This window comes from Candidatus Villigracilis vicinus, assembly GCF_016702885.1.
GTDB classification, from domain to species: Bacteria; Chloroflexota; Anaerolineae; order Anaerolineales; family Villigracilaceae; genus Villigracilis; species Villigracilis vicinus.
In genome coordinates, this window is record NZ_JADJDD010000026.1 from 89,121 (window position 1) to 112,712 (window position 23,592).

The window sequence follows — 23,592 nt, forward strand, 5'->3', positions numbered from 1 at the left end:
ATGCACCGCAGTGCGGTGAGAGTCTCTTATATTGTAGTAGAGACCCTTCACTGTCGCTCAGGGTGACATCTTGTTGAACCTACAAGTCTTCGCGCTCAACCCCTGCGAACTGCATAATAAAATCTGCTCCATATACTTTGCTTGGTGTTTGAAAACCGGGTTTAAGGTCGTTCGATAGAATGTGCTTCATGATCTCCACCGAAGTGAGCGCGGTTAGATAATACGCTTCCGGCGTGCGCAGCTTGGCGCTGATAGTTTTTGTTCCGTCCGTTACTTCAGCGATCAGCAAGGAAAAACCCGTTTTGTTTTTCTCACGCGAAGGACCGGGCGCAAAGAAAATGCCGATCAACCATTTGATGAAGTTTCTTGCCGCTCGTGAGTAAAGCAATGGACCTGCTACCTTGGTAAATTTCATCACCGAGATCATGGATTTGGGAAAGCCCATGTACACGGTCACATTTGGAATACCTGTACTGTGGTATGCCGTACTCACATCGCCCCAGCCCATCGTAACAAGTTTCGAAGGTCCGCGCCCAAAATCAATATCTTTGCTATCGTATAAATTCGGCACGCTGACGATCTTTCCATCGCGGCGGATCCGTCCTGCTCTATGGCTATTCTCGACCCCAGAGCGAGCCGTACCGCGTGAGACTCCGCTGCCAATGCTTTTGATGTAGAGTTTCAAGTCTGTTGCGCCTGGCAATTTCCCAGCCGTGTATGCGATCAAACAATCAGAGGGCACCACGTCAAACCCACCGCCGGGCAGCAGCATCACGCCCGCACGTTTTGCTTCATCGTTCATCAATGCCAATTCTTCGAACTCTTCGATCTCGCCGCTGATATCTACATAATGTTTTTTATTGCGGATGCATGCTTCTGCCATTGCTTTGAACGTCAACACGAACGGACCGGCGCAATGCAGCACGGCATCCACTTCTTGTAATGCCGCATCGAGCTTGGCTGTTTCTTCCACCGCAAAAGAACGGTACGGCAGGTTGAATTTTTCTGCTTGTTCACGCAGGCGCTTCTCATCGCGCCCCGCGAGGATCAGATCCAAGCCTTCCTTCACAGCATGTTCAACGATCAATTGCCCTGTGTAGCCGTACGAACCGTATACTAAAATTTTTTTCATGAGCGCTCCGTCCACGAGGGGTGTGCATATTTTTCTTTGACAAGTTCTTCCGTGCGTTGAATTTCGGATGCAGACATTTCTCCGCGCTCGAATTGGATTTCCAACTCCGCCTCAAACCCGTGGACGAGGGACTGGGCAGCTCGTTCCCAATCAATTCCCACGCCGAGAACGGATTCGACAGTCGTTGCCCGAGCAAGTAATCGTTCCTTTGCATTTTGTCTCGCGGCTTCGTTTTCAAAGACCAATGCATCACAAATCCGAGTTAGGTCACCGGTCAATGGAAGCGAGCCGTGTTGCAGCACGCCTTCTTTCTTACGTGCCTGTGCCGAGTCGATCAGTTTTTTTCCATCAACAGTGATTTCATACGTCGAAGGAACTTCAAAACAAACCGGATTTAAATTTTGTTGGGTGTGCCCATCTTCATGTTCTTTCATTTCAACCGGCACACTCAATTCGCGCACAGCATGAAGCAATGCCTGCGCCAAGCGGTTATAGGATTCGAGCACACCGCCTGAAAGCACGGGCTCGTCGGCGGAACCGGTCACAGAGTAGGTCAATTCGTCGGTATGCAGAATCGCCCGCCCCCCGGTCACGCGGCGGACGACGTCCCAGCCGTGAGCATGGAGTCGTTCCACATCCACATCCTTGAAGGATTGGGCGTGCCCCAATGAAAGGCAAGGCGGATTCCATGAATACAATCTCAAAGTTGAGATCGATTCGCCGCGATGAATATGGTCGAGGATCGCTTCGTCCGCCGCCATATTCCATGCACCGCTGGATGGGGGAGTGTAAAGAAGTCGCCAGGTTGACATGGGCAGTATTGTACCTGAGTCAAAAGACCTCCGAGTTCTCAAAGAACTCGAAGGTCTGGGTTTGAAAGATCAAATCTTTAAAAATTCTCTGCAGCATCTTCGATCGTTTTCTCATCTGCACTTTCCAGCGGATGGCGGACCGCCCAATGTGGAAGCCCATACACTTTATGAAGCAAGCCTTTGAGGATGGGTGCAATTGGTGAATAGTTTTCAAGGAAATGCCGTTGTTCCGTAACTTTCGCTTGCACCCCTGATGGATCTTTGCCCGCTTGATATAAATCCCAAACCTCGCGAAGATTATCAGAGATGAGATTGGCAGGTGCCGTGATCGCACCTTGAGCATTGTTTATCAGCGCATGCTGGAAATAAGAGTCGGTTCCGTTTAGAACTAACAATTCCCTCCCAAAGCGCTGACCGAGTGCTGTAGCAAAGGCTTCATCATGCGACGAATCTTTGATGCCTGCAAATTGGTTCGGATATTTGGTTTTGAGCCTTTCAAGCAGGTCGAGCGAAAAGCCAACGCCGGTCATTGCAGGAATGTGATAGCCAAGCAGGTGTTTTCCTTGCGGTACAGCATTTTCGATCAATTCGCTGAACCAGCGGAATAGCCCTTCTTCATTGGCTTTGCGGAAGTAATACGGAGGAAGAACCACGGTTCCGTCATAACCCAGATCATAGGCAAGTTTGGTCAACTCGATCGTTTCGGTCAAACTGGGGGTGCCAGTCCCTACAATGAATTTGAAGTCACGCACCTGATGTTTGATGACACGGATGGAGCGAAGCAGGGCTTCACGTTCTCGCGGTGAGAAGGATGGACCCTCGCCTGTGGTTCCGAATATCAACGCGCCGTGGCATCCGCGCCCGGCGAGAAAATGGAGAAAGACTGCCAATGATTCGAAATCGAAAGCGGTATCTGGTTTACCTTCGGTACGTGGCTTCCCAAGGTATGGGGTAACGGCGGCGGCGTATACGCCAGCAAGGGGATGAAGATTAGTCATTGAGTTCCTGTAAATTTTGAAATTAGACGAGTCGACAGTTGGTTATTCGTTTTCTTCGATGAATTGTTTGGCGGCGGTCTCCGGCGGTTGCAGCGGCTGACCTTCCTGATACAGATAGTGCTGGTGGTCAAGTGTCCATAAATACAGATCACCTTCAGTCTTTTTCGGGAACTCGTCCAGCAGCCCACTTTCACGGACGATATTCACGATCGGCATATAAACCGTATCGTACCAGTGAACAACAGCCTCCTGCTCCGAGATATCACGTTTGAAATCAAGCCCCATAAAGTAGCGATGCACGGCAATGTGTTCGAGCATACGGTTGAAACCGTCTGGGATGTTGAGCTTGATGTTCGCTTCTGGTTTTAATTTATCCAAACCGCTGCGTTCGAGGAAATCCACTTTGGCACCAAGGATCTCAAGGTCTTCCGGCTTGATATCCGGCGTAATGTTGACACGTGTGGCACATTCGCGCACTTCGGCTTCGATGTATTCCTGTCCCTGCTCGCGGGCAACCGAGACGCGGTGGTGACCGTCCACTACGAAAAACACATCGCCGACCTTGTAAAGTACCACAGGCGGCAGGTGGATGTCTTCATAGAATGCCCGGTCCACTTTTGTCCAGCGTGTTGCGAGTTGGTCTTCCTTGGGCAGGAAGGCTCGGTCGAACTCATGATAGCGGTTCAAACTGCCTGCGATCTGATCCACGCGGACGGTTTTCATGCCCCGATAAATGGGTCCGCCAATGCGAAGCTTTTCCTTTACATCGTCATACGACAATAAGTTATTGCGCTGCCCGGAAAGAACGGAGAACACCTGGTTGATAAAAGATTTAAATCGGGCGCGGCTAAAGTCGGCACGAACCCTTGATTCCATTTCATTTGACATTTCATTACTCACTTTACGTTCTACGATCAATTTCTGATTATAAATATTGCGGTTACTTGGTGGTTATTGAAAGGTTAAGGTTTTGCATCTTTCAAGTCAAACTGGGTTTCGATCAGTCTGTACGGATAAACGTTAATGATCTTTGTAGGTCCCAGATCCGTGCTATGGTCAGCGATATTATTCCGATAGAAGTGTGTATGACCGTGAAATAGATAGCGCGGTCTGGCAAAGTTTATCAGCCAGTTCAGGGCTTTCAGACCATTGTGAGCTGGGTCGGTGTCGTCGTGGATCCCGAAAGGAGGGGAGTGGCTTATCAGGACGTCCATTGAGCGGCGATATTTAATCCGATTTATGAGAAGCTGCGGCACCATCTGGAATGCCCGCAAATAAGCTTCAGATTGAGAATATTGATTTGACCCGTTCGGGCGGTAGCGGATACAGCCCCCAAAGCCGCCGATCAAAATATTTTTGTGGTGGACAATTTTGAGATCCAGATTTGAGCCGCCTTCCGCTCTGGAACGGAGGTCGTGCAGATCGAAATTCGGGTCATGATTTCCTGGTACATAGAACATTGGGATTCCCAGAACTGTTAAAAGATATTCTAGGTATGTATAGGGCAAATCGCCGCAGCCAAGAAGCAAGTCGGCACCCTTGAAATGTCCGCTATTTGCCAGGGTATAAACCCGGTCTACTACCTGGTCGCTTACAGCCAATATCTTCACAGGGGCTCATTGTGCCGTAGAAAATGCCCCCGCGCAAGCCCAAAAGTGCTGATCCTCAAAATTGCATTACCCAGCAATCACAAATACCCTTATAATTTGTTAATTCGGACAATTAACAATGGAAACGAGAAATATCACCTCACCTATCGGGTCATCGGGTTCGAATTCGAATCCAGGAGACCAACCAGGGCGCCAGCAATTAATGGCTGGTGTAACCCTTGTTAACCGTTATAACATTCAGGATGTTATCGGTATTGGGGGTATGGGGTCTGTGTATCGTGCCCGTGATATGCACTTCCCGAACGTGGTGAAACTGGTGGCGGTGAAAGAAATGATCAACATGGCGCCTGACCCATTGGTGCGTCAGACGATTGTGCAAAACTTTGAGCGTGAAGCGAACCTGCTTGCCACGCTTCACCATCCTTCCATACCGCGCATTTACGATTATTTTTCACATGACGACCGCTCCTACCTTGTGCTTGAATTCATTCAAGGCAGAGATCTGGAAACGGTCATCAATGAATCAAGCGGCTTTCTGGCAGAAGACCAGGTCATTAGCTGGGCGATCCAGCTTTGTGATGTGCTTGAATATCTACATAGCCATAAACCTGACCCGATCATTTTCCGCGATATGAAGCCTTCCAACGTGATGATCAATCAGTATGGGGATGTGATACTTGTGGATTTCGGCATCGCAAAAACCTTCCAGACCGGCATCAAAGGAACGATGATCGGCACGGAGGGATATTCTCCGCCCGAACAGTATCGTGGAGATGCCACGCCTCTTGCGGATGTGTACGCACTCGGTGCCACTCTGCATCATGCCTTGACCCGTCGCGACCCGCGCCTCGAACCGCCCTTTACCTTTGCCGAGCGCCCAATTCGGCGCATCAACTCGAACGTTTCTATGGAGCTTGAATTGGTGGTAAGTACGGCGTTGCAATATAACCCCACCGAGCGGTTTGCATCCGCAGCAGCGATGAAGGAAGCACTGATGAATGTGGCTCGTAAAACGGGTACACTTTCCAAGCTTTCTTCAGCGGCGGTTCCATCTCCGGTCAGCAGTGGGGTGAAACCACTGTGGGATTTCAAATGTGAAGATGAGATTCGCGGTGCGCCCATGCTAAGCCAAGGGACACTGTTTATTGGCTGCTATGATAACAACCTTTATGCTTTGAATGCCGCAGACGGGGTTTTTCAGTGGAAGTATCCCACCGAAGGCGGCATCGTTTCTCGTCCGGCGATCTTTGAGAACAATGTTTATTTTTGCTCCGAAGATCAGTGCTTGCATGTTATCAGTTCCCGTACAGGTAAATTGCTGTGGACCTACTACACTGAAGGCAAGATATACTCCTCTCCGCGCATTTCAGATGGGCACGTCTTCTTCGGCTCAGATGACCATAATCTTCATGCTGTGAACTTGAATAGCGGCAGGGCAGTATGGAAATTCGCCACAGATGGGGAGATCCATTCCACTCCTTTGGTCGTGAATGAAATGATTTACTTTGGTACGGAGTCTGGGTCGTTTTACGGGCTTGATTTCCGTGGCGCATTGAAGTGGCGCTTCCAGGCAAAACGCGGCATGACCTCTTCTCCAATCAACAAGGGGCAGACTGTCTATACCGCCTCGTTGGACAGCACATTGTATGCCCTTGATGCGAAAAGTGGCTGGGCGATCTGGAAATTCCGCCTTGGGAAGGGCACCATATCCTCCCCGGCGATGATCGATGACCTTATCTTCATAGGGGCGGCGGATGGTTTCGTATATTGTGTAGATGCACGCACATCAAAGGAAGTCTGGCGTTATAAAACGGATAACCAGGTCAGCAGTTCGCCGGTGATCTATAAAGACTCCCTCTACATCGGTTCTGTGGATGGAGCCATGTACTGCCTTGAATACCGTACAGGGCGCCTACGCTGGAAGTTTGAATCCGGCGGTGCCATCACCGGTTCGCCGGTCGTTTTTGATGATATCGTTTATTTTGGCTCAACAGACCACCACGTCTATGCGTTGTTTGCCTAAAAGGAGAACTTGTGGCTGATTTCTTTCGTAAATTATTTGGTTCCAAGGAGGAGCCGGTAACAAAACCAAAACAGGTGGATTCTGCCACAACGGCTCCGCTTACTGATTCGCAGCTTCAATCGATCCTCTCGAGTCAGGCCCCCAAATATGAGATCAAACAACTGGTTGCCAGTGTTGGACAGTCTGTAGGCAAACAGCGCGATCATAATGAAGACAGCGTTCTGGCACTGACCAATACAATCTCCGGAAGTGTTGAGAGCGTCCCTTTTGGCTTATATATCGTTGCCGATGGAATGGGCGGGCACCAATTTGGTGAAGTTGCCAGCAATGCTGCCATCCGTATCGTTGGTGGAAATATTGCCAAAAAATTCCACTCCTATCTTTATAAAATCCCCACGCAGTCTTTACAGGAGTCGCTGCAGGAAGTGATGGAAAGTTCCATTCTAGAAGCGCACCAGTTCATTCAAAGGGAAGCTCCAGGCAGCGGTACTACCATCACCGCCGCGCTTGTGCTGGGTCAGCAAGTGACCATTGGGCATGTGGGTGATAGCCGCGCTTATGCCATCTACCCGGATGGAAGAATGGATCCACTTACACGCGACCACTCCCTCGTCAAACGCCTTGAGGAACTTGGTCACCTTAGCAAGGATGAAGTTGATACCTTCCCACATCGCAATGTTTTGATCCGCGCATTGGGGCAGGGCGAAATCCTTGAAGCAGATATTTTCACCGTTCCATTCCCGACGCCCGGTTATCTGATGATCTGTAGCGATGGTCTCTGGGGTGTGGTGAACGAAAAGGACATTCTCCGCATTATCAATGAAGCGCCAGATTTGCAACGCGCCTGCCAAAGTATGGTGGAAGCCGCCAATACTGCAGGTGGACCTGACAACATTACCGTGGTACTCGCTCAAATCGTTGGGTAACCTTCATTATGGCAACCAACAAGCCGGATCATTACTCCGTTCTTGGAATTTTTCGCGATGCTACGCAGGAAGAGATCAAGCGGGCGTATCTTGAAGCCGCCCAGCGTTTGCATCCTGATAAGAATAGCACTGCCGGGGAAACAGAATTGTTCCTGGGAATCCAGCAGGCATATGAGGTTTTATCCAACCCAAAACGCCGCAGTCAGTATGATTCGACCCTGCCCCCCGAGCAGATCGAAAAAAACAAGTTTATTCGCCAGGATGTTTTGTACAGCCGTCCCAGTCTTGTGCAGTTAAAAGAAGACCAGTTGCTGTACGCTCTGCTCGAAGTTGACCCGGCTGAAAAACAATCAGGCAGCCTGCCAGCACCACCATTAAATCTCTGCCTCGTTCTGGATCGTTCAACTTCCATGCAAGGCGAGAAGATGGATGTTCTCAAAGCGACTGCAATTCAGTTGATCCGCAGCCTGCGCCCGCAAGATGTATTGAGTATCGTCGTATTTAGCGACCGTGCTGAAGTCATTGTGCCTGCTTCGATTAGTCTCGACAAGCGCAAGCAGGAGGGCAGCATTCAAATGATCCAGCCTTCTGGCGGCACTGAGATCTACCACGGTCTGGAAGCTGGGTTAAAAGAAGTTCGCCGTACGCTTGACCCATCCAGAGTGAATCACATCATTCTGCTGACAGATGGAAATACATATGGAGATGAACAAGCCTGCCTAAAACTGGCGGAACAGGCAGCCGCCCTCAATGTTGGTATCACGGGCATGGGCATTGGGCATGAATGGAACGACATCTTTCTAGATACGTTGGCGGGGAAGACCGGTGGATCATCTGCATATATTTCGCAGCCCAAGGATATTGAACACTTCCTGATCAATAAGTTCAAGTCGCTTTCCAGCACCTATGCCGATGAGGTAACCCTGGAGTTTAAAGAACTTGAGCATGTCCGGCTAAATTTTGCATTTCGCCTCCAGCCTGAAGGTGGTGAAATCGAGACAGTCTCTCCAATGCGGCTTGGTCCCATTCTTAGGGATACCCCTTTGCATGTTCTGTTTGAGTTTGTTGTAGGTGCAGATGCGTTGAAAGAGGATCATGCCCTTTTATTGGACGGACTCATGAAAGCTTCGATAACCTCCAATATTGTACCTAGTGCCCCCATCCGCATCAGGATGACCAGGGATATTCACCAGAATCCCTCTGCCGAATCCCCGCCAACACGGGTACTCAAAGCACTATCGCGGCTTACTCTTTATCGTATTCAGGAACGTGCCCAGGCAGCCGCACGAGATGGGCAGTATGATATAGCAGCCCGTCAGCTTCAAAACCTGGCGACCCACTTGCTTTCGCAAGGCGAGCACTCTGCAGCAAAGACTGCATTGTTGGAAGCACAAAATCTGGAAAATAGACGATCCTGGAGCGAATCTGGGATCAAAGATATAAAATATAAAACACGAGCGCTGTTATTGGGCAGTGGCAAGGAGAAAAATCCATGATAGTTTGTTCTAATTGCAAGCATGCCAATATGACCGGCGCTATGTTCTGTGTGGAATGTGGCGCTCAGTTGGTTGGCAGAGATACGTTGACCACCCAATCCATCGTATCTGAAAATCTAGGAAAAGCGAGTAAACGGCTTACAGGGGAAGTTAGCCATCCGATCGAAGGAGTGGATGCATGGGCAAATCTGCATCTGCTTGATACCGGGCAAGTGCTGCCGCTTTCCTCCAGCAATGAGTTCACAATGGGGCGCATCAGCGAAGGGCAGCCCATCATGCCCGATATCGATCTTTCCCCTTATCAAGCATATGCTGCTGGAGTATCGCGTTTGCATGCAGTCATTAAACGTATTGGTCGATCGATCATTTTCATGGATCTTGGCTCCGCCAATGGAACATTCCTTAATGGGAATCGTCTGTCACCGAACAAGGAACAAGTTCTGGGGCACGGTGACATAATTGCATTGGGTAAACTGAGAATTCAAGTTCTGATCGATAGAAATTAATCAAAAAAGAAGGACTGGAAATGGCATTCACCGTTATTTTGCATATCGCCAATGAAGCCTCCGTAGCGGGCGAGGTGGATGAACTCCCCAAGGCGGCTGACACCATTATTACCATTATGAATCCCCGCCAGAAAGATGGCAAGGATTTACATTACATCGACCAAGGCACCGTCAAGGTTATCTGGCCTCTTGCCAAAGTCAGCTTCATCGAAATTATGGGTGACTCGGAAGAGGAAAAGATCATCGGTTTCGTGAGGGAATAACATGGCTGACATGGATAGACGACGCATCCTCGTAGTGGATGATGAAGAACGCATGGTACGTTTCATCCGTATGAATCTGGAGCATGACGGCTTTCAGGTGGGGGAGGCTTTCAACGGAAAACAAGCCATTCAAAAGATCCGTGATTTCACCCCGGACCTCATTTTGCTGGATGTAATGATGCCGGATATTGACGGGTTCGATGTGCTTGAAACCGTACGTGATTTTAGTAATGTGCCGGTCATCATGCTCACCGCAAAAGGGCGAAGAGGACGACCGGGTGCGCGGACTTGAACACGGCGCCGACGATTACATCACCAAACCGTTCAGCCCACGCGAATTGGTCAGCCGTATCAAGGCGGTTCTGCGCCGCACAGAGGGAACCTCCGGCTCCATGCACGGACTGATCGAGATCGACAAACGCCTCAAGATCGATTTCGAGCGCCGTGAGATTTGGCTCGAAGGGAAGCTTGTTAAACTTCGACCCACCGAATACCGCCTGTTGTATCACCTTGTGCAAAATGCGGGCTGGGTCGTTTCACACGATCAGTTGCTCCAAAAGGTATGGGGGTATGAGTATCGTGACGAACCGCATTACGTCCGCTTGTACATCAACTACCTGCGCCAAAAATTGGAGAAGGATCCCGCCAACCCGGTATACATCCTCACTGAACGCGGCGTAGGATACCGCTTCGTAGATTTCAAACGCAGCAAGGAATAGACCTGAACCGAAGGAAATAGAAGCATGTCTGAGCAGAAACCCGAAAATAAATTTAGCGTAGCCGGAAAACTGATCGGTGTTTGTGTGGTGTGTATCGGCATTGTGTACGGCATCGTAACCCTTGTCACCGCATTGACATCCTGATCATTTTTCTCTAATAAAATGAAAACAAAACGCTTGCGTTTTTTTAACGCAGGCGTTTTAAATTAAAGTTCGTAAGACAAATTTATTCACCTAAAAGGAGGTTGCTATGTCAAACTTAATTCGTTGGGAGCCCGCTCGTGAGATGATGACCCTGCGCGAAGCCATGGATCGCCTCTTCGACGATGCGTTCACCCGCCCGCTCAGCCTCGGTGGCAACAACTGGTCTATCCCTGCTGTGGATATGTACCAGACAGACAATGAAGTTGTGGTCAAGGTGGCATTGCCCGGTATTAAAGCCGATGAAGTCCAACTCAATGTCACTGGCGAGGTACTCACCATCAAGGGCGAGACCAAGCAGGAGAACGAGACCAAAGAGAAGGCGTATCACATCCGTGAGCAGCGCTGGGGCACCTTTGAACGCTCGCTCGTTCTGCCCACCGAAGTGGTGGCAGATAAAGCCAAAGCAGACTTCGAGAACGGCATCCTGACCATCACGCTCCCAAAAGCAGAAGAGGTCAAACCCAAGACCATCAATATCAAGACAAAGTAAGATCACCCAACCCAAAATAGGAGTCGAACAGACTCCTATTTTTGTTATGATAGGAAAGATACAGGAGAATCTGACTCATGACCCAAGCCTTTTCCTCTCTTCGCATCAACCCAGACCGGATGTTGGATGCCTTTAACCAATTAGCTGCCATCGGCTCGACGGGGGATGGCGGTGTGAATCGCATCACCTTCAGTGAAGCGCATCTTGCCGCTCGCAAATGGTTCCGTGAACACATCCAACAAAGCGGATTGGAATTTCGCACCGATGGGGCAGGGAATCACTCCGCGCTCTTGCCATGCACTGACCCAACCGCGCCCACGCTCATTCTTGGCTCGCACCTTGACTCTGTTCCCAAGGGTGGGCGCTTCGACGGCGCCTTGGGTGTGATGGCGGCACTTGAGGTGTTGAAAACGATTCGAGAAAGCGGAATCAAGCTCAAGGTTCAGTTGGAAGCGATGGATTTTACCGATGAAGAGGGGACACATCTGAGTCTGTTTGGGAGCAGTGCCATTTCAGGGCATTTGAGCCGCGAGGCGTTGAAGAATCCATACAGCGGGCGCGAAAATTTCACCGCCGGGCTGGCACGCGCCGGGTTGACCGAAGACAGCTTGTTTACGGCAAAGCGACCAAAGGAATCACTGGCTGGTTATCTGGAGCTGCATATTGAGCAGGGTAAGCGCCTTGAAAAACGTGGAATCAATATTGGAGTTGTCTCGGCGATCGTGGGGTACGGTTCGTACCGAATGGCGTATATCGGGCGTGCAGATCATGCCGGGTCGGCGGCAATGGAAGATCGCCTGGATGCAGGGCAGGGGGTGTCGGCATTTATTTTGGAAACCCGCCAGATCGTGATGCGCGACTTCCCGAATTGCGTGGCAAATGTGGGAAAGATCGAGTTTGCGCCGGGCGCCTCGAATATTGTGCCCGCCCGCGCCGACTTCTTGCTTGAGTTCCGCTCACCAGATGGAAAACAATTGTCAGACTTGGAAACTGCCTTGATGAAGCTGGCGCGTGAAAAAGCCGAACAATTTGGCTTGCAATTGAATGCCGAGCCGCTCGGTAGACATGCGCCAAATTTGATGAATACGAAAATTCAAGAAGCCTTTATTGCCTCGTGTGCAGCCCTGGAGTTGTCTAGCATTGTCATTCCATCTGGCGCAATTCACGATGCTCAATCACTGGTAGATCTATGCCCAGTGGGTATGATCTTCGTCCCCTCGGTAAATGGCACCAGTCACTCACCCTTTGAATTTACGGAATGGCAGGATTGCATCAACGGCACGAATGTGCTTTTACAGGCAGCACTTAAGCTCGGAAGCGGGTAAAATAAGCGGCTGATAAACATGGAACGTCCAACGTTTTATCTGTGCTCGATAACAGGATTTTTCATGAAGAATTTCGACCCCAAATACAACGCTATTCCCAAGACCGAGATCCACTGCCACCTGGAAGGCGCGATCCGTACACAGACCATTATTGATGTGGCACGCGAAAACAATATTTCCCTGCCTTCTTATGAGGTGGGGGAGTTGGATAAGCATGTCAAAGTCCTTGATCAGATGAGCGGACTGCAAGCCGTCTTGGACGCTTTCGATATTTTTCAGCGCACCATCACCTCACCGGCGGTTTTCGAGCGCATCTCTTGGGAATTGTTCGAAGACTGCGCAAAACAGAACATTAAACTCTTTGAAGTTCGCTTCTCGCCCGATTGGGCATTTCACGGTCACAACCTCGATTGGGATGCCTGCCTCGAAGGTTTGCTCCGCGCACAGGCGCGCGCTGAAAAAGAGTTCGACATGGCGATCGGTATCATTGCCATTACCTCGCGCGGCATGGGCGTGGACTCATGCGTTCGTACCGTGGATTGGGCGATCAAGCATAAGAAACATATCCAAGCCGTGGATCTCGCCGACGGCGAGAAACTCTACCCTGCAAAAGATTTCGTGAAGCCGATCCTGAAAGCCAAGGATGCTGGCTTGAAAGTAACCATCCACTCCGGCGAAGACACGCCTGCTTCGTATGTGATCGATACTATTAAGCATTTCCACCCCGACCGTATTGGTCACGGTATTCACAGCATTGAAGATATGAAAGCCGTTGAGATGCTTATAGAGAAGGGCATCACACTTGAGGTGAATCCCTGGTCAAATTATTTGACCAACGGCGTTCCAACAATTGAAGAACATCCACTCAAAAAACTGTTTGACCTGGGTGTGCGTGTAACCATCAATTCAGATGATCCGGAAGTGCTTGAAACGAATGTCAACAATGAATATCGAATTGCACATGAAATTCTCGGCATGAGCTTGGCAGATATTCATACCTGCAACCGTTTTGCCTTTGAATCCTCTTTCATTGAATCTGCTAAAACCAAGCCGATCTGGAATAAGTATTTTGCCTAGAATACAAATTGACCGATTCGCACCCCTTAGGGTAAAATAATGCGCTGTCTACCCCGAAATACTCATCCCATTGGGGATCGTGTAATCATCTTTTCAAGGAATAGGAAGAACGAAGAATGGTCAAGCGAACATATCAACCGAAGATCCGCCGCCGCGTACGCGTGCATGGTTTCCGCCAGCGCATGGCAACTGCCGACGGACGCAATGTCCTCAAGCGTCGCCGCCTTAAGGGACGCCACAAACTCACCGTCAGAATGAACGAGCACGTCAAGAAGACTCGTTGGTAATCTTCAGCGTCCCAGACGCGGAGACAATATGAGGCGCGGGTGCATAGACAATTTCGACTGTCCCGATCCGAAGACTTCAAGCGGGTGCGGCGAACAGGCAAGTCCTATGCCCATCCGCTTGTTGTGTTAGTAACACAAGCCAGTGAGATGAAAGATCACTTAAAGATCGGTGTTACAGCAGGGAAGACGACAGGCACAGCCGTCCATAGGAACCGCGCGAAGCGGCTCCTGCGTGAAGCGATGCGGACTCTAATTCCCTCCATCGCCTCCGGCTGGGACCTGATTCTGATCGCCAGACCCGCACTTGTGACTGCCACCTTAGAAGATACCCGCTCCGCGCTGATCAACGTACTTACCCGAGCCCGCCTATTCTCCGCGGACGAATCCTCCGGATGAACCAAGACCCTGAAGAGCAATTTATCCTGCACGATTATTCCCATGAACCGCGCCTGCGAGATATGCCGCGTACGCTTGGGAATTTTCCACGTATACTTGTCCTCTCTGTGATCCGTCTGTATCAATTGTTGATCTCCCCCGGTTTACCTGCCAATACCTGCCGTTTTTACCCATCCTGTTCTCATTACGGATATCAGGCGGTTTATAAACACGGAGCTTTCAAGGGTTCGTTCATGGCGGCATGGCGCGTTATGCGTTGTAATCCTTTTAACCCGGGCGGGTATGATCCTGTTCCATAACGATGCGTAATTCCGGCAAAGGTGAGTCCTTTGCTGTTTTCAGGAGTAAATCCAATTTGAATATGAAAAAGTTAAACTTTGTTATCTTGCTTGCGCTTGGTGCGATCTTGCTAAGCGCCTGTTCGGGAGGACGTGCCTCCATTGTGAACACGTGGGCAGGCCTTGCTGCTGATGGGGAACGGGCTTACCTTGCCTCCGGCTCGCACATTTATGCGGTAGATGTCACAACTGGTAAGGAAGTCTGGCGTTACCCGGCAGAAACCGATAGTAATATTATCTTTTATGCCAACCCCATTCTCACCCCCGATGGACAATTACTGGCTGGGAGCGAAGGCAACACTCACGAGCTGGTCAGTATCAATCCCGAAACTGGGAAAGACAATTGGACGGCTCCATTTTTAGGCGCAAAAGGCAAATGGGTGGCTACGCCCCTCATTTTCAATGAGACCATCTACGCCCCTAATTCTGACGGTTTCCTGTATATCCTCGATATGAATGGCGAGCAGATTTCTGACCCCATTGAATTGGGGGGCGCGCTCTGGTCTTCACCTGTGACTGATGGAACGTATATCTACGTCACAGCGCTAGATCATCATCTTCATATCATTGACCCGGCTACAGGCAAAACCGGAGAACCAGTTGACCTTGGTGGTGCCATTCCAGGCAGCCCTGTGGTAGGTGATGGCGGTGTGTATGTCGGTTCGTTCTCGTCGAACATTGAGTTCATCAAGCCCACCGGCAATCATGAAGTGATCACCACTGCCGCTGACTGGATCTGGGGAACCCCTTCATTGGATAATGGCACACTCTACTATGCAGACCTGAGTGGAAACCTGTATTCTCTGGACGTGGCATCCAATAGCCAGAACTGGGATGCCGTTCAACCGGATGGTCCCATTGTGGCAAGTCCGCTGGTGGCGGGCGATACCATTTACATTGTGACAGAGGCGGGCTCGCTCCTGTCTTTGGATCGCGACGCCAAAGTCGTCTGGGAAAAGACTGTGGGTGGAAAGATCTACACCAACCCCGTGCTCTCAGGCGAGATCGTACTTGTTGCGCCCTACAAGGCTGAATTTGCTCTCGCTGCTTACGACGCCGCAGGCAAGCAAGCCTGGACGTTTACCCTCGAGAAATAAGGAACCCAGATCATGTGGGAAACACTCATCATCCAACCGATGGTTAACCTTCTGTTGTGGATCTACGACATCCTTGGTCATGGTCCGCAAATGTTTGGTCTTGCCATCATTTTGTTCACTATCGTCATACGTCTCATTACTTGGCCGCTTAATGCTTCACAGGTAAAAGGCGCTCAAGCCATGCAGGAATTAAATAGCGACAAAGAATGGCAGGAAATTCAAAAGAAGTATGCCAAGGACCGCGAAAAATTGGCGCAGGAACAAATGCGCATTTACAAAGACCGCGGTATCAACCCCTTTGCCTCCTGTCTGCCGACCCTGATCCAGTTCCCGATCATCATCGGTTTGTATCAGAGCATCATACGCGCCATGGCTGCCACTCCGCTCGATATGCTCAACCTGGCTCGCACCATTTACCCCTTCCAGCATGTTTCAAATATCATCCCGCTTAACAGTACATTTTTGTGGATGAACCTCGGTCGTCCTGAAGGCATTCCTTTGCCGTTCGATGTATCTTTCCTGCCGAACGGGTTCCCGCTTCTTGCGATCGTTGTGGCGCTTACTACCTATATCCAAACCAAGTTAACTATGCCGACCACACCGCCCAACCCCAATGATCAGGCGTCGGCACAGACCGCTGCCATGAGTAGCAGCATGTCCATTTATATGCCGCTCATGCTTGGTTGGTTTGCTCTTACTTTCGCATCTGGTATTTCAGTTTACTTTATTACAAGCAACCTACTCGGCATAGTTCAATATGCCGCAACCGGACGCGCCAACTGGCGTAATCTTCTTCCCGGCGGAAATAAATCTACCCCGGCAAAAAAATAGGGAGGCACCATGAGTGAGCAGACCACCTTATAAATTATCGCTCCAACTGTTGAAGAAGCCATTCAGCAGGGTCTCGACCAACTCGGTCTTACTGCCGACGCGGTCTCAGTGGAAGTTTTGGATTCAGGCTCAAAAGGATTATTCGGACTCGGCGGACGCCAGGTACGTGTGCGTCTTTCTGTAGCTCCTCCGTCCATGCCGGACTTGCCCGCTACCCCTGTGCCCGCGGCAAAACCCGAACCTAAGACTGCTCCAGCCAAAAAGGCAGATTCCAAGCCGAAAGCGAAAGAACCCAAGCCGCGTGCCGAGAAAAAGCAGGCAGAACCGAAGCCACAGCAGCCCAAACCTGAGCAGAAACCCGCCGCACCAAAGCCTGCTCCGCAGCGTCCCTTGAACGTGGAGCACGATGCAGTCTTGAATACCGCGGAAGAGGTCGTCTCCAAACTGATCTATCACATGGGTATGACGGCGCAAGTCTCGGCTCATTACGATGAAGATGACTCTGCTGACAACCGCACCATTCAGGTTGATGTTCGCGGCGAGGACCTCAGCGCTCTGATCGGGCGTCATGCTGAAACGCTCACAGCATTTCAGCATGTTGCTTCGTTGATCGTCGGCAAACAGACCCAGCAATGGGTGCAAGTGATCGTGGATGTGGAAGGCTATCGTGCCCGCCGTGAAAAGCAGATCCGCCAGCTCGCCAACCGCATGGCAGACCAGGTGACCAAGACCGGTCGCAAAGTGACCATGGAACCCATGCCATCCAGCGAACGCCGCGTTGTTCACATTGAATTGCGTGGACACCCCGCCGTGAAGACCGAAAGCTCTGGCGACGAGCCGTACCGCAAAGTGGTGATCTTGCCGAAAGAATAATTAAGATGATGGATGATAGACCGTGGACGATAGTTCACGGTCTATTTTTTTATGGTCTATTGTCCATCGTCTATGGACTGCATCACGGTATAATTCACCCATGTCTGACCTTCATCCAGTGGATTATCTCTTGATCGGTCATGTGGCTGTGGATTTAACTCCATCGGGCAAACAACTTGGCGGGACGGTTTCATACTCTGCGCTGACGGCGCGGGCGATGGGGATGAATGTGGGTATTGTCACTTCCGCAGGGCAGGATGCTCCCCTGAGTCTTTTGGACGGCATTCAAATATTCAACCTTCCAACGGAGCAAAGCACCGTTTTTGAGAACGTCAAAACCGAACAAGGACGTAAACAAACCTTGCATCATCAGGCGGCGAAGATTGCGTTTGAGCACATCCCGCAAATTTGGCGGGATGCCCCGATCGTTCATCTTGCTCCGATCGCGCAGGAAGTGGACGCGGCGCTGGCAAGTCAGTTTCCGGACTCATGGGTGGGGGTCACGCCGCAGGGATGGATGCGCACCTGGGACGACAATGGTTCAGTGTCGGCTCAGGCTTGGGAAAACAGCGAGCAGGTCCTCGGTCAGATCGGAGGCGTGGTGATGAGTTTGGAAGATATCAACCACAACCTGGAACTCGTCGAATGGATGGCGCATCACACCCGTCTGCTTTGTCTGACGGAAGGGGAGCAGGGCGCGGTGTTGCATTGGCATGGTGACCGTAGACGCTACCGTCCCATTAAAGTGGAGGAAGTGGATGCGACCGGTGCAGGCGATATTTTTGCGGCGGCTTTTTTTGCACGGCTTTATCAAACCAAAGATCCGTGGGAGGCGGCACGATTTGCAACCAACCTCGCGGCGTATTCTGTGACACGGGTTGGCTTGCAGGGCATTCCAACCCATGCGGAAATTGAACATTGCAAGATGGAGGTTTTGTCTTGACGAAGATCTATACTCTGGTGAATCAAAAAGGCGGGGTGGGGAAGACCACATCCACGATCAACCTGGCGGCGTATTTGGCGAAGCTGGGGCAGCGTGTGTTGGTGGTGGACCTTGATCCGCAGGCGAATGCCACATCCTGTTTGGGTGTGGATAAATTGTTGGTGGAAGGCAGTACCTATGATGCCTTGCTCGGTGAAGAGGATATCTTTCCTTCGATCTTGTTGAATGAACGTTTGCAGTTGTCTCTGCTGCCGTCTTCGCCTGCGCTGGCTGGCGCGGAAGTGGAATTGGTGGATGAACTTGCGCGTGAGTCGCGTTTGCGCAAGGCGATCATGCAGGTGGCGAATCGCTATGATTATGTGCTGATCGATTGTCCGCCTTCGCTTGGCTTGTTGACCGTGAACGGACTGATGGCAGCGATCGATGGAGTCATCGTGCCGGTGCAGTGTGAATATCTCGCGCTTGAGGGCTTGGGTCAGTTGACCCAAACGATCGAACGTGTGCGTGCGGCTCTTTTCCCTGAATTGAAGGTGCGCGGTGTGATCCTGACGATGTTCGATAACCGCACCAATCTCTCGACCGATGTGGTGAAGGAAGTGAACCGGCATTTCCCCAATCAGGTCTTTAAGAGCATCATTCCGCGCAGTATCCGGCTGGCGGAAGCCCCCTCGTATGGATTGCCCATCTCGGAGTATGCGCCCACTTCGGTCGGTGCGGAGGCGTATGATGCGCTGGCGAAGGAATTGCTAAAAGGCGATAAGTAACCACAGATAAACACAGATGAAAAGGATTTTTTATCTTTCCGTTTTTGTTTATCCCATTCATCTGCGGTTAAAAGGATTTATCATGGCTCAACGAAAAGGTCTTGGAAAGGTTTGGATGCACTCATCCCTGGGGAAATCTTCCACGCCGCCAGCAGGTGGGAGCAATAGCAGCGCGGGTTCGCAAAGCGGCGGTGTGCAGCAGGTGGCGGTGGAAGCCATCAAGCGCAACCCCCGTCAGCCGCGCATGCACTTCAAAGAAGAGGATCTGAACGATCTGGCAGCCTCGATCCGCGAGCATGGGGTCATTCAACCGTTGATCGTTTCGCCGAAGAATGACGGCACCTTCATCCTGATCGCGGGTGAACGACGTTTACAGGCGTCGCAGCGTGCCGGGTTGTTGAAAGTGCCGGTAGTGACGCGGCAGGCAAATAATCAAGAATTGCTCGAGCTGGCATTGATCGAGAACGTTCAGCGTGCGGACTTGAATCCGATGGAAGAAGCTGAAGCCTACCACCAGCTTTCTGAGGAGTTTGGGCTATCGCATGAGATGATCGCCAAACGGGTGGGGAAGAGTCGTGTGGCGGTGACGAATACCATGCGCCTTACCAACCTCGCCGATGCGGTCAAGCAGGCATTGGTGGATGAGAAGATCACGGAAGGTCATGCGCGCGCGTTATTGGCACTCTCCACCCAAAAGGCGCAGACTTCGGCATTGCAGACCATCATTAACTTGCAGTTGAGCGTCCGTCAGTCCGAAGAGTTGATCCGTAAGCTGACAGGCAGCCGCCCGGTCAAGGTTAAGAAAGCAACCCAAAGCGCCGATGTGATCGATGTGGAAAAACGCTTGCAACGCAGCCTCGGTACGAAAGTGGCGCTTAAGCATGGCAAGAACGGCGGTACGGTGACGATCTATTATTATTCCGATGAAGAGTTGGATGCATTGATCAAGAAGATGTCGTAATCTATAGTGGCGCGGTTTCCGCGCCTTATTCTTAAAAAGGCTTTGGGTGGGGAGAACCCGCCCCTACAAAAATAATATGAAACTCCTCTACAACGCCAACATACACACCCTTGACCAGTCCAATCCGCACGCTTCTGCGATCCTCATCGCAGGCGGGCGGATTATTGCTGTAGGCAGCAAAGACCAACTCGAAAGCCTTGCGCATGGCAAGGTCGAAAAACAGGATATGAAAGGCAAGACCATCCTGCCGGGTCTCACTGACGCGCACATCCACATGCAGTTTTATTCGTTGGGACTTTCCAAAGTGGATTGCGAGACCAAGACGAAGGAAGAATGTCTGCGGCGGGTGGGGGAGCGTGCGCGGACTCTCAAGCCGGGCGAGTGGGTGTTGGGGCATGGCTGGCAGCAAAACGATTGGGATGGGAACTTCCCAACCGCGGCAGAACTCGATGCAGTCTCGCCGAACAACCCCGTTTATCTCACTGCCAAGTCTTTGCATGCAGCCTGGGCGAACACGTCCGCGTTGAAGTTGGCGAATATCACGGATGAAACGCCCGACCCGAAAGACGGCGCCGTCCAACGCGATGCGAAGGGTAAAGCCACAGGCATCATGATCGAAACGGCGATGGCGTTGGTCAATGCTGCGGTGCCAGAAGCAACTCTGGCTGAGTTGGAAGCGGCGCTTGAAAAGGCGCAATCCGTGTTGTGGAAGATGGGCATTACCGGCGTCCACGATTTTGACCGCCGCCAATCGTTCATGGCTTTGCAATCTTTGCGGGCAAAAGGCAAACTAAAATTACGCGTATGCAAAAATATCCCCGTCGAAAGCGTGGAGCAGGCGAATGACCTTGGCTTGCGCACAGGCTTCGGCGATGAGATGTTGTGGATCGGTTCGGTCAAGGCGTTTATGGATGGCGCACTCGGTCCACGCACGGCGGCGATGTTCCAGCCGTATGAAGGCGAGCAGGAAAACCGCGGCATCCTCAACATGGATGGCGAAGAGCTTTTTGAACATGCACGTAAAGCCGCCGATGTGGGTTTGAGTATGACGGTGCATGCCATTGGAGACCGCGCCAATCACGAAGTACTGAATGCCTTTGAGCAGTTGCGCAATTACGAAACACAAAATCATTTGCCGCATCTACGTCACCGCATTGAGCATGTGCAAGTCATTCATCCAGACGATGCGCCGCGCCTTGCCAGGCTCAATGTCATTGCATCCATGCAGCCCATTCATGCCACCTCCGATATGTTTGCCGCCGATCGCTATTGGGGTGACCGCGCCAAGTTCTCGTATGCCTGGCGTGACCAACTCAACTTTGGTGCGATCCTTGCCTTTGGATCGGATGCACCGGTCGAGTCGCCGAACCCGTTCTTGGGATTGCATGCCGCGGTCACCCGCCAACGGGCAGACGGTTCACCCTCCGCTGAGGGCTGGCGCGCCGAACAAAAGTTGACCCTCACCGAAGCCTTATCTGCTTACACCTTTGGCGCTGCCTACACAGCCAATGCCGAAGATCGTCTCGGCAAACTTGCTGATAATTTTCACGCCGACCTGATCGTTCTGGATGAGGATCCGTTCAAAGTTGCTGAAAAACACTTATTGACAATTTCCCCCTCCGCTGTCATGATTAATGGCGACTGGGTGGTGTATTAACCCTCAACATGCTGGTCATTTTGCAGAATTTGGAAATATTCATGGAACCTAAGTTGCCTAAGTTATCGCCCGAAATGCTCGTTCCTCGTTTGGGGGAATATTTGGTTCAGAAAGGGTTGATCAGTGAAAGCGACCTGCAGCATGCTCTGGCGTATCAGCAAGAGACGGCGTACAAAGGCGGGCAGGCGTTGCTTGGGCAGGCGTTGATCGACCTGAAGATGTTGGACAAAGAAACTCTGGATCAGGTCATTACCGAGCTGATCATTCAGTTGCGCTCCGCCTTGCAATCGGCAAACCGTAATTTGGAACAGCGCGTCCGCGAACGTACTGCAGACCTGAACGAGGCACTGAATCGCCTTTCAGAACTCAGTCAGATGAAAGCAAATTTTATTTCGAATATCTCGCACGAGCTGCGTACCCCGCTTACTCATATCAAAGGTTATATCGAGTTGATGGTTTCAGAATCGTTGGGACCTGTCACCGAGGAACAACGCCATGCGTTAACGGTCAGCCAGCGTTCTGCCGGTAAATTGGAAGATATGATCGAAGACCTGATTATGTTCTCGCTGGCTTCACGCGGCGAAATGAGCATGAAATTGGATAAAGTTGATATCCGTCGGGTCGTGTCCCTGCTTGTGAAGGCTGCTGCTCGTAAGGCGGATGAGCGTGGTGTCAAAGTGGATGTCCTTGCGTCGGATTCTATTCCGCTTGTGCAAGCAGATGGAGAGAAAATAGGTTGGGCGGTAACTCAATTGCTGGATAATGCCATCAAATTTACACAGTCAGGTGGAAGTGTAACGGTTGTATTGGAAGAAGATGGTAAAAATCTGGTACAGGTGATTGTTCGTGATACTGGGATAGGCATTCCCAGTCTCGCCTGCGAGAGATATTTGAACCCTTCCATCAGTTGGATGGTTCTTCGACCCGGCGTTATGGAGGCACAGGGCTGGGTTTGTCCCTTGTGCGTCAGATTGTGGAGGCGCATGGGTCTCTCCTCGACGTGAAGTCGACGGAGGGCAAAGGCACTACGTTTAATTTCCCTCTGCTCGCCCTTCGGGATTAATCCATGGACAAAGACACACTCTCCGAGCTTCACCGTATTTTTCAAGACGTACAATCAAAATCGGATTGGAAATCTGCGCTGGATACGTTGTTCAATTCCATGCGCAGCTCATTTGTCTTTGATAACGTCGCCATTTACCTGAGCGACCGCCAAACCCGTGGTTTGGATGTTGTCTATGCCCGCGCCATGGGGCGAGGGAAGGCTGCCGAAGCCGACGCCGCCTGGGGGGAGAGTGTGGCAAATGATGTCATCTCCAACGAGCACATGGTCATTCACGGACCGCAAAAGGAACGAACCGTAAAGATCGAATGACCCAGACTTTTTGCTGGGCATTCCATTGTATGTGGGTGAGAAGTTGCGCGGGGCGCTCTTATTCGTGCGCTTTGGTGGACCAGAGTATTCAGATATCCATATCCATGTGGCGTCCTTACAGGCGATCTGGGCGGCAGCGTTGATCGAACGCAGGAGTTGCAAGAGGCTCGTGCCGAATTAGACTCGGTTCAACGGCAAATGCGGCTGCAGGATGATTTTGTTTCAACCATCTCGCATGAATTGCGCACGCCGTTGGGATTCATCAAAGGCTATAGCACCAGTCTTCTGCGTCAGGATACCAAGTGGGATGATGCCACCCAGCGCGAGTTTCTTTCGATCATAGATGAAGAGACGGATCGATTGGCTAAATTGATCGAAGATATGCTTGAGTTCGGCGCGTTTGCAAAGCAAAACGATCCAATTTTAAATTTTCTCCCATCCGGCTCGATGCATTGGTGCGGGATGTGACTGCCCGGGTGCACACATCAT

General features: G+C 51.1%; 29 protein-coding genes. 24 read left to right on the top strand and 5 right to left on the bottom strand.

Annotated features, from left to right (window positions below; genetic code table 11):
- Positions 1-79: 79 nt before the first annotated feature.
- The 5 genes from IPG80_RS19070 to IPG80_RS19090 form a co-directional block, all read right to left on the bottom strand.
- Positions 80-1,132 (bottom strand): saccharopine dehydrogenase NADP-binding domain-containing protein, encoded by a 1,053-nt coding sequence (locus IPG80_RS19070; protein ID WP_345110398.1) that lies wholly within the window; start codon positions 1,130-1,132, stop codon positions 80-82.
- On the bottom strand, positions 1,129-1,944 hold the full coding sequence (locus IPG80_RS19075; protein ID WP_345110401.1) for a lipoate--protein ligase family protein: 816 nt from the start codon (positions 1,942-1,944) through the stop codon (positions 1,129-1,131). Before IPG80_RS19075 ends, IPG80_RS19070 begins: the two co-directional genes overlap by 4 nt.
- A gap of 77 nt (positions 1,945-2,021) precedes the next feature.
- Entirely contained in the window at positions 2,022-2,942 is a 921-nt protein-coding gene (locus tag IPG80_RS19080) for a dihydrodipicolinate synthase family protein (RefSeq protein WP_345110404.1), read from the bottom strand.
- Between the two features lie 42 nt (positions 2,943-2,984).
- Complete coding sequence (locus tag IPG80_RS19085) at positions 2,985-3,860, bottom strand: hypothetical protein (RefSeq protein WP_345110407.1); 876 nt, start codon at positions 3,858-3,860, stop codon at positions 2,985-2,987.
- A gap of 44 nt (positions 3,861-3,904) precedes the next feature.
- The gene (locus IPG80_RS19090; RefSeq protein ID WP_345110409.1) at positions 3,905-4,552 is read right to left on the bottom strand and encodes a metallophosphoesterase; all 648 of its coding nucleotides are present in this window, start codon (positions 4,550-4,552) and stop codon (positions 3,905-3,907) included.
- A gap of 118 nt (positions 4,553-4,670) precedes the next feature.
- Here IPG80_RS19090 and IPG80_RS19095 point away from each other — a divergent pair, with 118 nt between their 5' ends.
- The 24 genes from IPG80_RS19095 (at position 4,671) to IPG80_RS19210 (ending at position 23,571) form a co-directional block, all read left to right on the top strand.
- Complete coding sequence (locus IPG80_RS19095; RefSeq protein WP_345110411.1) at positions 4,671-6,575, top strand: serine/threonine-protein kinase; 1,905 nt, start codon at positions 4,671-4,673, stop codon at positions 6,573-6,575.
- Between the two features lie 11 nt (positions 6,576-6,586).
- Positions 6,587-7,501, top strand: a complete 915-nt coding sequence (locus IPG80_RS19100) for a protein phosphatase 2C domain-containing protein (protein WP_345110414.1) — start codon at positions 6,587-6,589, stop codon at positions 7,499-7,501.
- An 8-nt stretch (positions 7,502-7,509) separates the two neighbouring features.
- Positions 7,510-8,997 carry a DnaJ domain-containing protein gene (locus IPG80_RS19105; RefSeq protein ID WP_345110417.1) on the top strand — a complete coding sequence of 496 codons (1,488 nt, stop codon included), beginning with the start codon at positions 7,510-7,512 and terminating at the stop codon, positions 8,995-8,997.
- Positions 8,994-9,503, top strand: a complete 510-nt coding sequence (locus IPG80_RS19110; protein ID WP_345110420.1) for an FHA domain-containing protein — start codon at positions 8,994-8,996, stop codon at positions 9,501-9,503. The genes IPG80_RS19105 and IPG80_RS19110 overlap by 4 nt, the downstream gene beginning before the upstream one ends.
- A gap of 20 nt (positions 9,504-9,523) precedes the next feature.
- Positions 9,524-9,766, top strand: a complete 243-nt coding sequence (locus IPG80_RS19115; protein WP_345110422.1) for a hypothetical protein — start codon at positions 9,524-9,526, stop codon at positions 9,764-9,766.
- 10 nt (positions 9,767-9,776) lie between these two features.
- Positions 9,777-10,058: a response regulator gene (locus tag IPG80_RS19120; protein WP_345110424.1), complete on the top strand. Its 282-nt coding sequence runs from the start codon at positions 9,777-9,779 to the stop codon at positions 10,056-10,058.
- A complete protein-coding gene (locus tag IPG80_RS19125; protein ID WP_345110427.1) occupies positions 10,045-10,485 on the top strand; it encodes a response regulator transcription factor in 441 nt (146 codons plus the stop codon). The genes IPG80_RS19120 and IPG80_RS19125 overlap by 14 nt, the downstream gene beginning before the upstream one ends.
- Positions 10,486-10,735: 250 nt before the next feature.
- Complete coding sequence (locus IPG80_RS19130) at positions 10,736-11,179, top strand: Hsp20/alpha crystallin family protein (RefSeq protein ID WP_345110430.1); 444 nt, start codon at positions 10,736-10,738, stop codon at positions 11,177-11,179.
- Positions 11,180-11,256: 77 nt separating this feature from the next.
- Entirely contained in the window at positions 11,257-12,504 is a 1,248-nt protein-coding gene (locus tag IPG80_RS19135; RefSeq protein WP_345110432.1) for a Zn-dependent hydrolase, read from the top strand.
- 63 nt (positions 12,505-12,567) lie between these two features.
- The gene (add, locus tag IPG80_RS19140) at positions 12,568-13,581 is read left to right on the top strand and encodes an adenosine deaminase (RefSeq protein WP_345110434.1); all 1,014 of its coding nucleotides are present in this window, start codon (positions 12,568-12,570) and stop codon (positions 13,579-13,581) included.
- Between the two features lie 116 nt (positions 13,582-13,697).
- Positions 13,698-13,868: a 50S ribosomal protein L34 gene (rpmH, locus tag IPG80_RS19145; RefSeq protein WP_345110436.1), complete on the top strand. Its 171-nt coding sequence runs from the start codon at positions 13,698-13,700 to the stop codon at positions 13,866-13,868.
- A 39-nt stretch (positions 13,869-13,907) separates the two neighbouring features.
- Entirely contained in the window at positions 13,908-14,264 is a 357-nt protein-coding gene (gene rnpA, locus IPG80_RS19150; protein WP_345110438.1) for a ribonuclease P protein component, read from the top strand.
- The gene (yidD, locus tag IPG80_RS19155; RefSeq protein ID WP_345110440.1) at positions 14,261-14,563 is read left to right on the top strand and encodes a membrane protein insertion efficiency factor YidD; all 303 of its coding nucleotides are present in this window, start codon (positions 14,261-14,263) and stop codon (positions 14,561-14,563) included. The genes rnpA and yidD overlap by 4 nt, the downstream gene beginning before the upstream one ends.
- 62 nt (positions 14,564-14,625) lie before the next feature.
- Positions 14,626-15,699, top strand: a complete 1,074-nt coding sequence (locus tag IPG80_RS19160) for a PQQ-binding-like beta-propeller repeat protein (protein WP_345110442.1) — start codon at positions 14,626-14,628, stop codon at positions 15,697-15,699.
- 12 nt (positions 15,700-15,711) lie between these two features.
- The gene (locus IPG80_RS19165) at positions 15,712-16,530 is read left to right on the top strand and encodes a YidC/Oxa1 family membrane protein insertase (RefSeq protein WP_345110444.1); all 819 of its coding nucleotides are present in this window, start codon (positions 15,712-15,714) and stop codon (positions 16,528-16,530) included.
- Between the two features lie 36 nt (positions 16,531-16,566).
- A complete protein-coding gene (gene jag, locus IPG80_RS19170) occupies positions 16,567-17,403 on the top strand; it encodes an RNA-binding cell elongation regulator Jag/EloR (RefSeq protein WP_345110647.1) in 837 nt (278 codons plus the stop codon).
- 100 nt (positions 17,404-17,503) lie between these two features.
- Positions 17,504-18,346, top strand: coding sequence for a PfkB family carbohydrate kinase (locus IPG80_RS19175; RefSeq protein WP_345110446.1), 843 nt, complete (start codon positions 17,504-17,506; stop codon positions 18,344-18,346).
- Positions 18,343-19,110 (top strand): ParA family protein, encoded by a 768-nt coding sequence (locus IPG80_RS19180; protein WP_345110448.1) that lies wholly within the window; start codon positions 18,343-18,345, stop codon positions 19,108-19,110. The genes IPG80_RS19175 and IPG80_RS19180 overlap by 4 nt, the downstream gene beginning before the upstream one ends.
- 82 nt (positions 19,111-19,192) lie before the next feature.
- Complete coding sequence (locus IPG80_RS19185) at positions 19,193-20,071, top strand: ParB/RepB/Spo0J family partition protein (RefSeq protein ID WP_345110450.1); 879 nt, start codon at positions 19,193-19,195, stop codon at positions 20,069-20,071.
- A 76-nt stretch (positions 20,072-20,147) separates the two neighbouring features.
- The gene (locus IPG80_RS19190) at positions 20,148-21,728 is read left to right on the top strand and encodes an amidohydrolase (protein ID WP_345110455.1); all 1,581 of its coding nucleotides are present in this window, start codon (positions 20,148-20,150) and stop codon (positions 21,726-21,728) included.
- A gap of 41 nt (positions 21,729-21,769) precedes the next feature.
- Positions 21,770-22,732 carry a histidine kinase dimerization/phospho-acceptor domain-containing protein gene (locus IPG80_RS19195; RefSeq protein WP_345110457.1) on the top strand — a complete coding sequence of 321 codons (963 nt, stop codon included), beginning with the start codon at positions 21,770-21,772 and terminating at the stop codon, positions 22,730-22,732.
- 62 nt (positions 22,733-22,794) lie between these two features.
- On the top strand, positions 22,795-23,103 hold the full coding sequence (locus IPG80_RS19200) for a hypothetical protein (protein WP_345110460.1): 309 nt from the start codon (positions 22,795-22,797) through the stop codon (positions 23,101-23,103).
- A gap of 10 nt (positions 23,104-23,113) precedes the next feature.
- Positions 23,114-23,284 carry a hypothetical protein gene (locus IPG80_RS19205; protein WP_345110463.1) on the top strand — a complete coding sequence of 57 codons (171 nt, stop codon included), beginning with the start codon at positions 23,114-23,116 and terminating at the stop codon, positions 23,282-23,284.
- A 17-nt stretch (positions 23,285-23,301) separates the two neighbouring features.
- Positions 23,302-23,571: a histidine kinase dimerization/phospho-acceptor domain-containing protein gene (locus tag IPG80_RS19210; RefSeq protein ID WP_345110466.1), complete on the top strand. Its 270-nt coding sequence runs from the start codon at positions 23,302-23,304 to the stop codon at positions 23,569-23,571.
- Positions 23,572-23,592: the final 21 nt, after the last annotated feature.

Bases quoted from the DNA above. Each gene is read 5' to 3' on its own strand.
- IPG80_RS19070 (WP_345110398.1), bottom strand. From the start codon at position 1,132: ATGAAAAAAATTTTAGTATACGGTTCGTACGGCTACACAGGGCAATTG.
- IPG80_RS19075 (WP_345110401.1), bottom strand. From the start codon at position 1,944: ATGTCAACCTGGCGACTTCTTTACACTCCCCCATCCAGCGGTGCATGG.
- IPG80_RS19080 (WP_345110404.1), bottom strand. From the start codon at position 2,942: ATGACTAATCTTCATCCCCTTGCTGGCGTATACGCCGCCGCCGTTACC.
- IPG80_RS19095 (WP_345110411.1), top strand. From the start codon at position 4,671: ATGGAAACGAGAAATATCACCTCACCTATCGGGTCATCGGGTTCGAAT.
- IPG80_RS19105 (WP_345110417.1), top strand. From the start codon at position 7,510: ATGGCAACCAACAAGCCGGATCATTACTCCGTTCTTGGAATTTTTCGC.
- IPG80_RS19110 (WP_345110420.1), top strand. From the start codon at position 8,994: ATGATAGTTTGTTCTAATTGCAAGCATGCCAATATGACCGGCGCTATG.
- IPG80_RS19115 (WP_345110422.1), top strand. From the start codon at position 9,524: ATGGCATTCACCGTTATTTTGCATATCGCCAATGAAGCCTCCGTAGCG.
- IPG80_RS19120 (WP_345110424.1), top strand. From the start codon at position 9,777: ATGGATAGACGACGCATCCTCGTAGTGGATGATGAAGAACGCATGGTA.
- IPG80_RS19130 (WP_345110430.1), top strand. From the start codon at position 10,736: ATGTCAAACTTAATTCGTTGGGAGCCCGCTCGTGAGATGATGACCCTG.
- IPG80_RS19135 (WP_345110432.1), top strand. From the start codon at position 11,257: ATGACCCAAGCCTTTTCCTCTCTTCGCATCAACCCAGACCGGATGTTG.
- add (WP_345110434.1), top strand. From the start codon at position 12,568: ATGAAGAATTTCGACCCCAAATACAACGCTATTCCCAAGACCGAGATC.
- rpmH (WP_345110436.1), top strand. From the start codon at position 13,698: ATGGTCAAGCGAACATATCAACCGAAGATCCGCCGCCGCGTACGCGTG.
- yidD (WP_345110440.1), top strand. From the start codon at position 14,261: ATGAACCAAGACCCTGAAGAGCAATTTATCCTGCACGATTATTCCCAT.
- IPG80_RS19160 (WP_345110442.1), top strand. From the start codon at position 14,626: ATGAAAAAGTTAAACTTTGTTATCTTGCTTGCGCTTGGTGCGATCTTG.
- IPG80_RS19165 (WP_345110444.1), top strand. From the start codon at position 15,712: ATGTGGGAAACACTCATCATCCAACCGATGGTTAACCTTCTGTTGTGG.
- IPG80_RS19175 (WP_345110446.1), top strand. From the start codon at position 17,504: ATGTCTGACCTTCATCCAGTGGATTATCTCTTGATCGGTCATGTGGCT.
- IPG80_RS19185 (WP_345110450.1), top strand. From the start codon at position 19,193: ATGGCTCAACGAAAAGGTCTTGGAAAGGTTTGGATGCACTCATCCCTG.
- IPG80_RS19190 (WP_345110455.1), top strand. From the start codon at position 20,148: ATGAAACTCCTCTACAACGCCAACATACACACCCTTGACCAGTCCAAT.
- IPG80_RS19195 (WP_345110457.1), top strand. From the start codon at position 21,770: ATGGAACCTAAGTTGCCTAAGTTATCGCCCGAAATGCTCGTTCCTCGT.
- IPG80_RS19200 (WP_345110460.1), top strand. From the start codon at position 22,795: ATGGACAAAGACACACTCTCCGAGCTTCACCGTATTTTTCAAGACGTA.
- IPG80_RS19210 (WP_345110466.1), top strand. From the start codon at position 23,302: ATGCGGCTGCAGGATGATTTTGTTTCAACCATCTCGCATGAATTGCGC.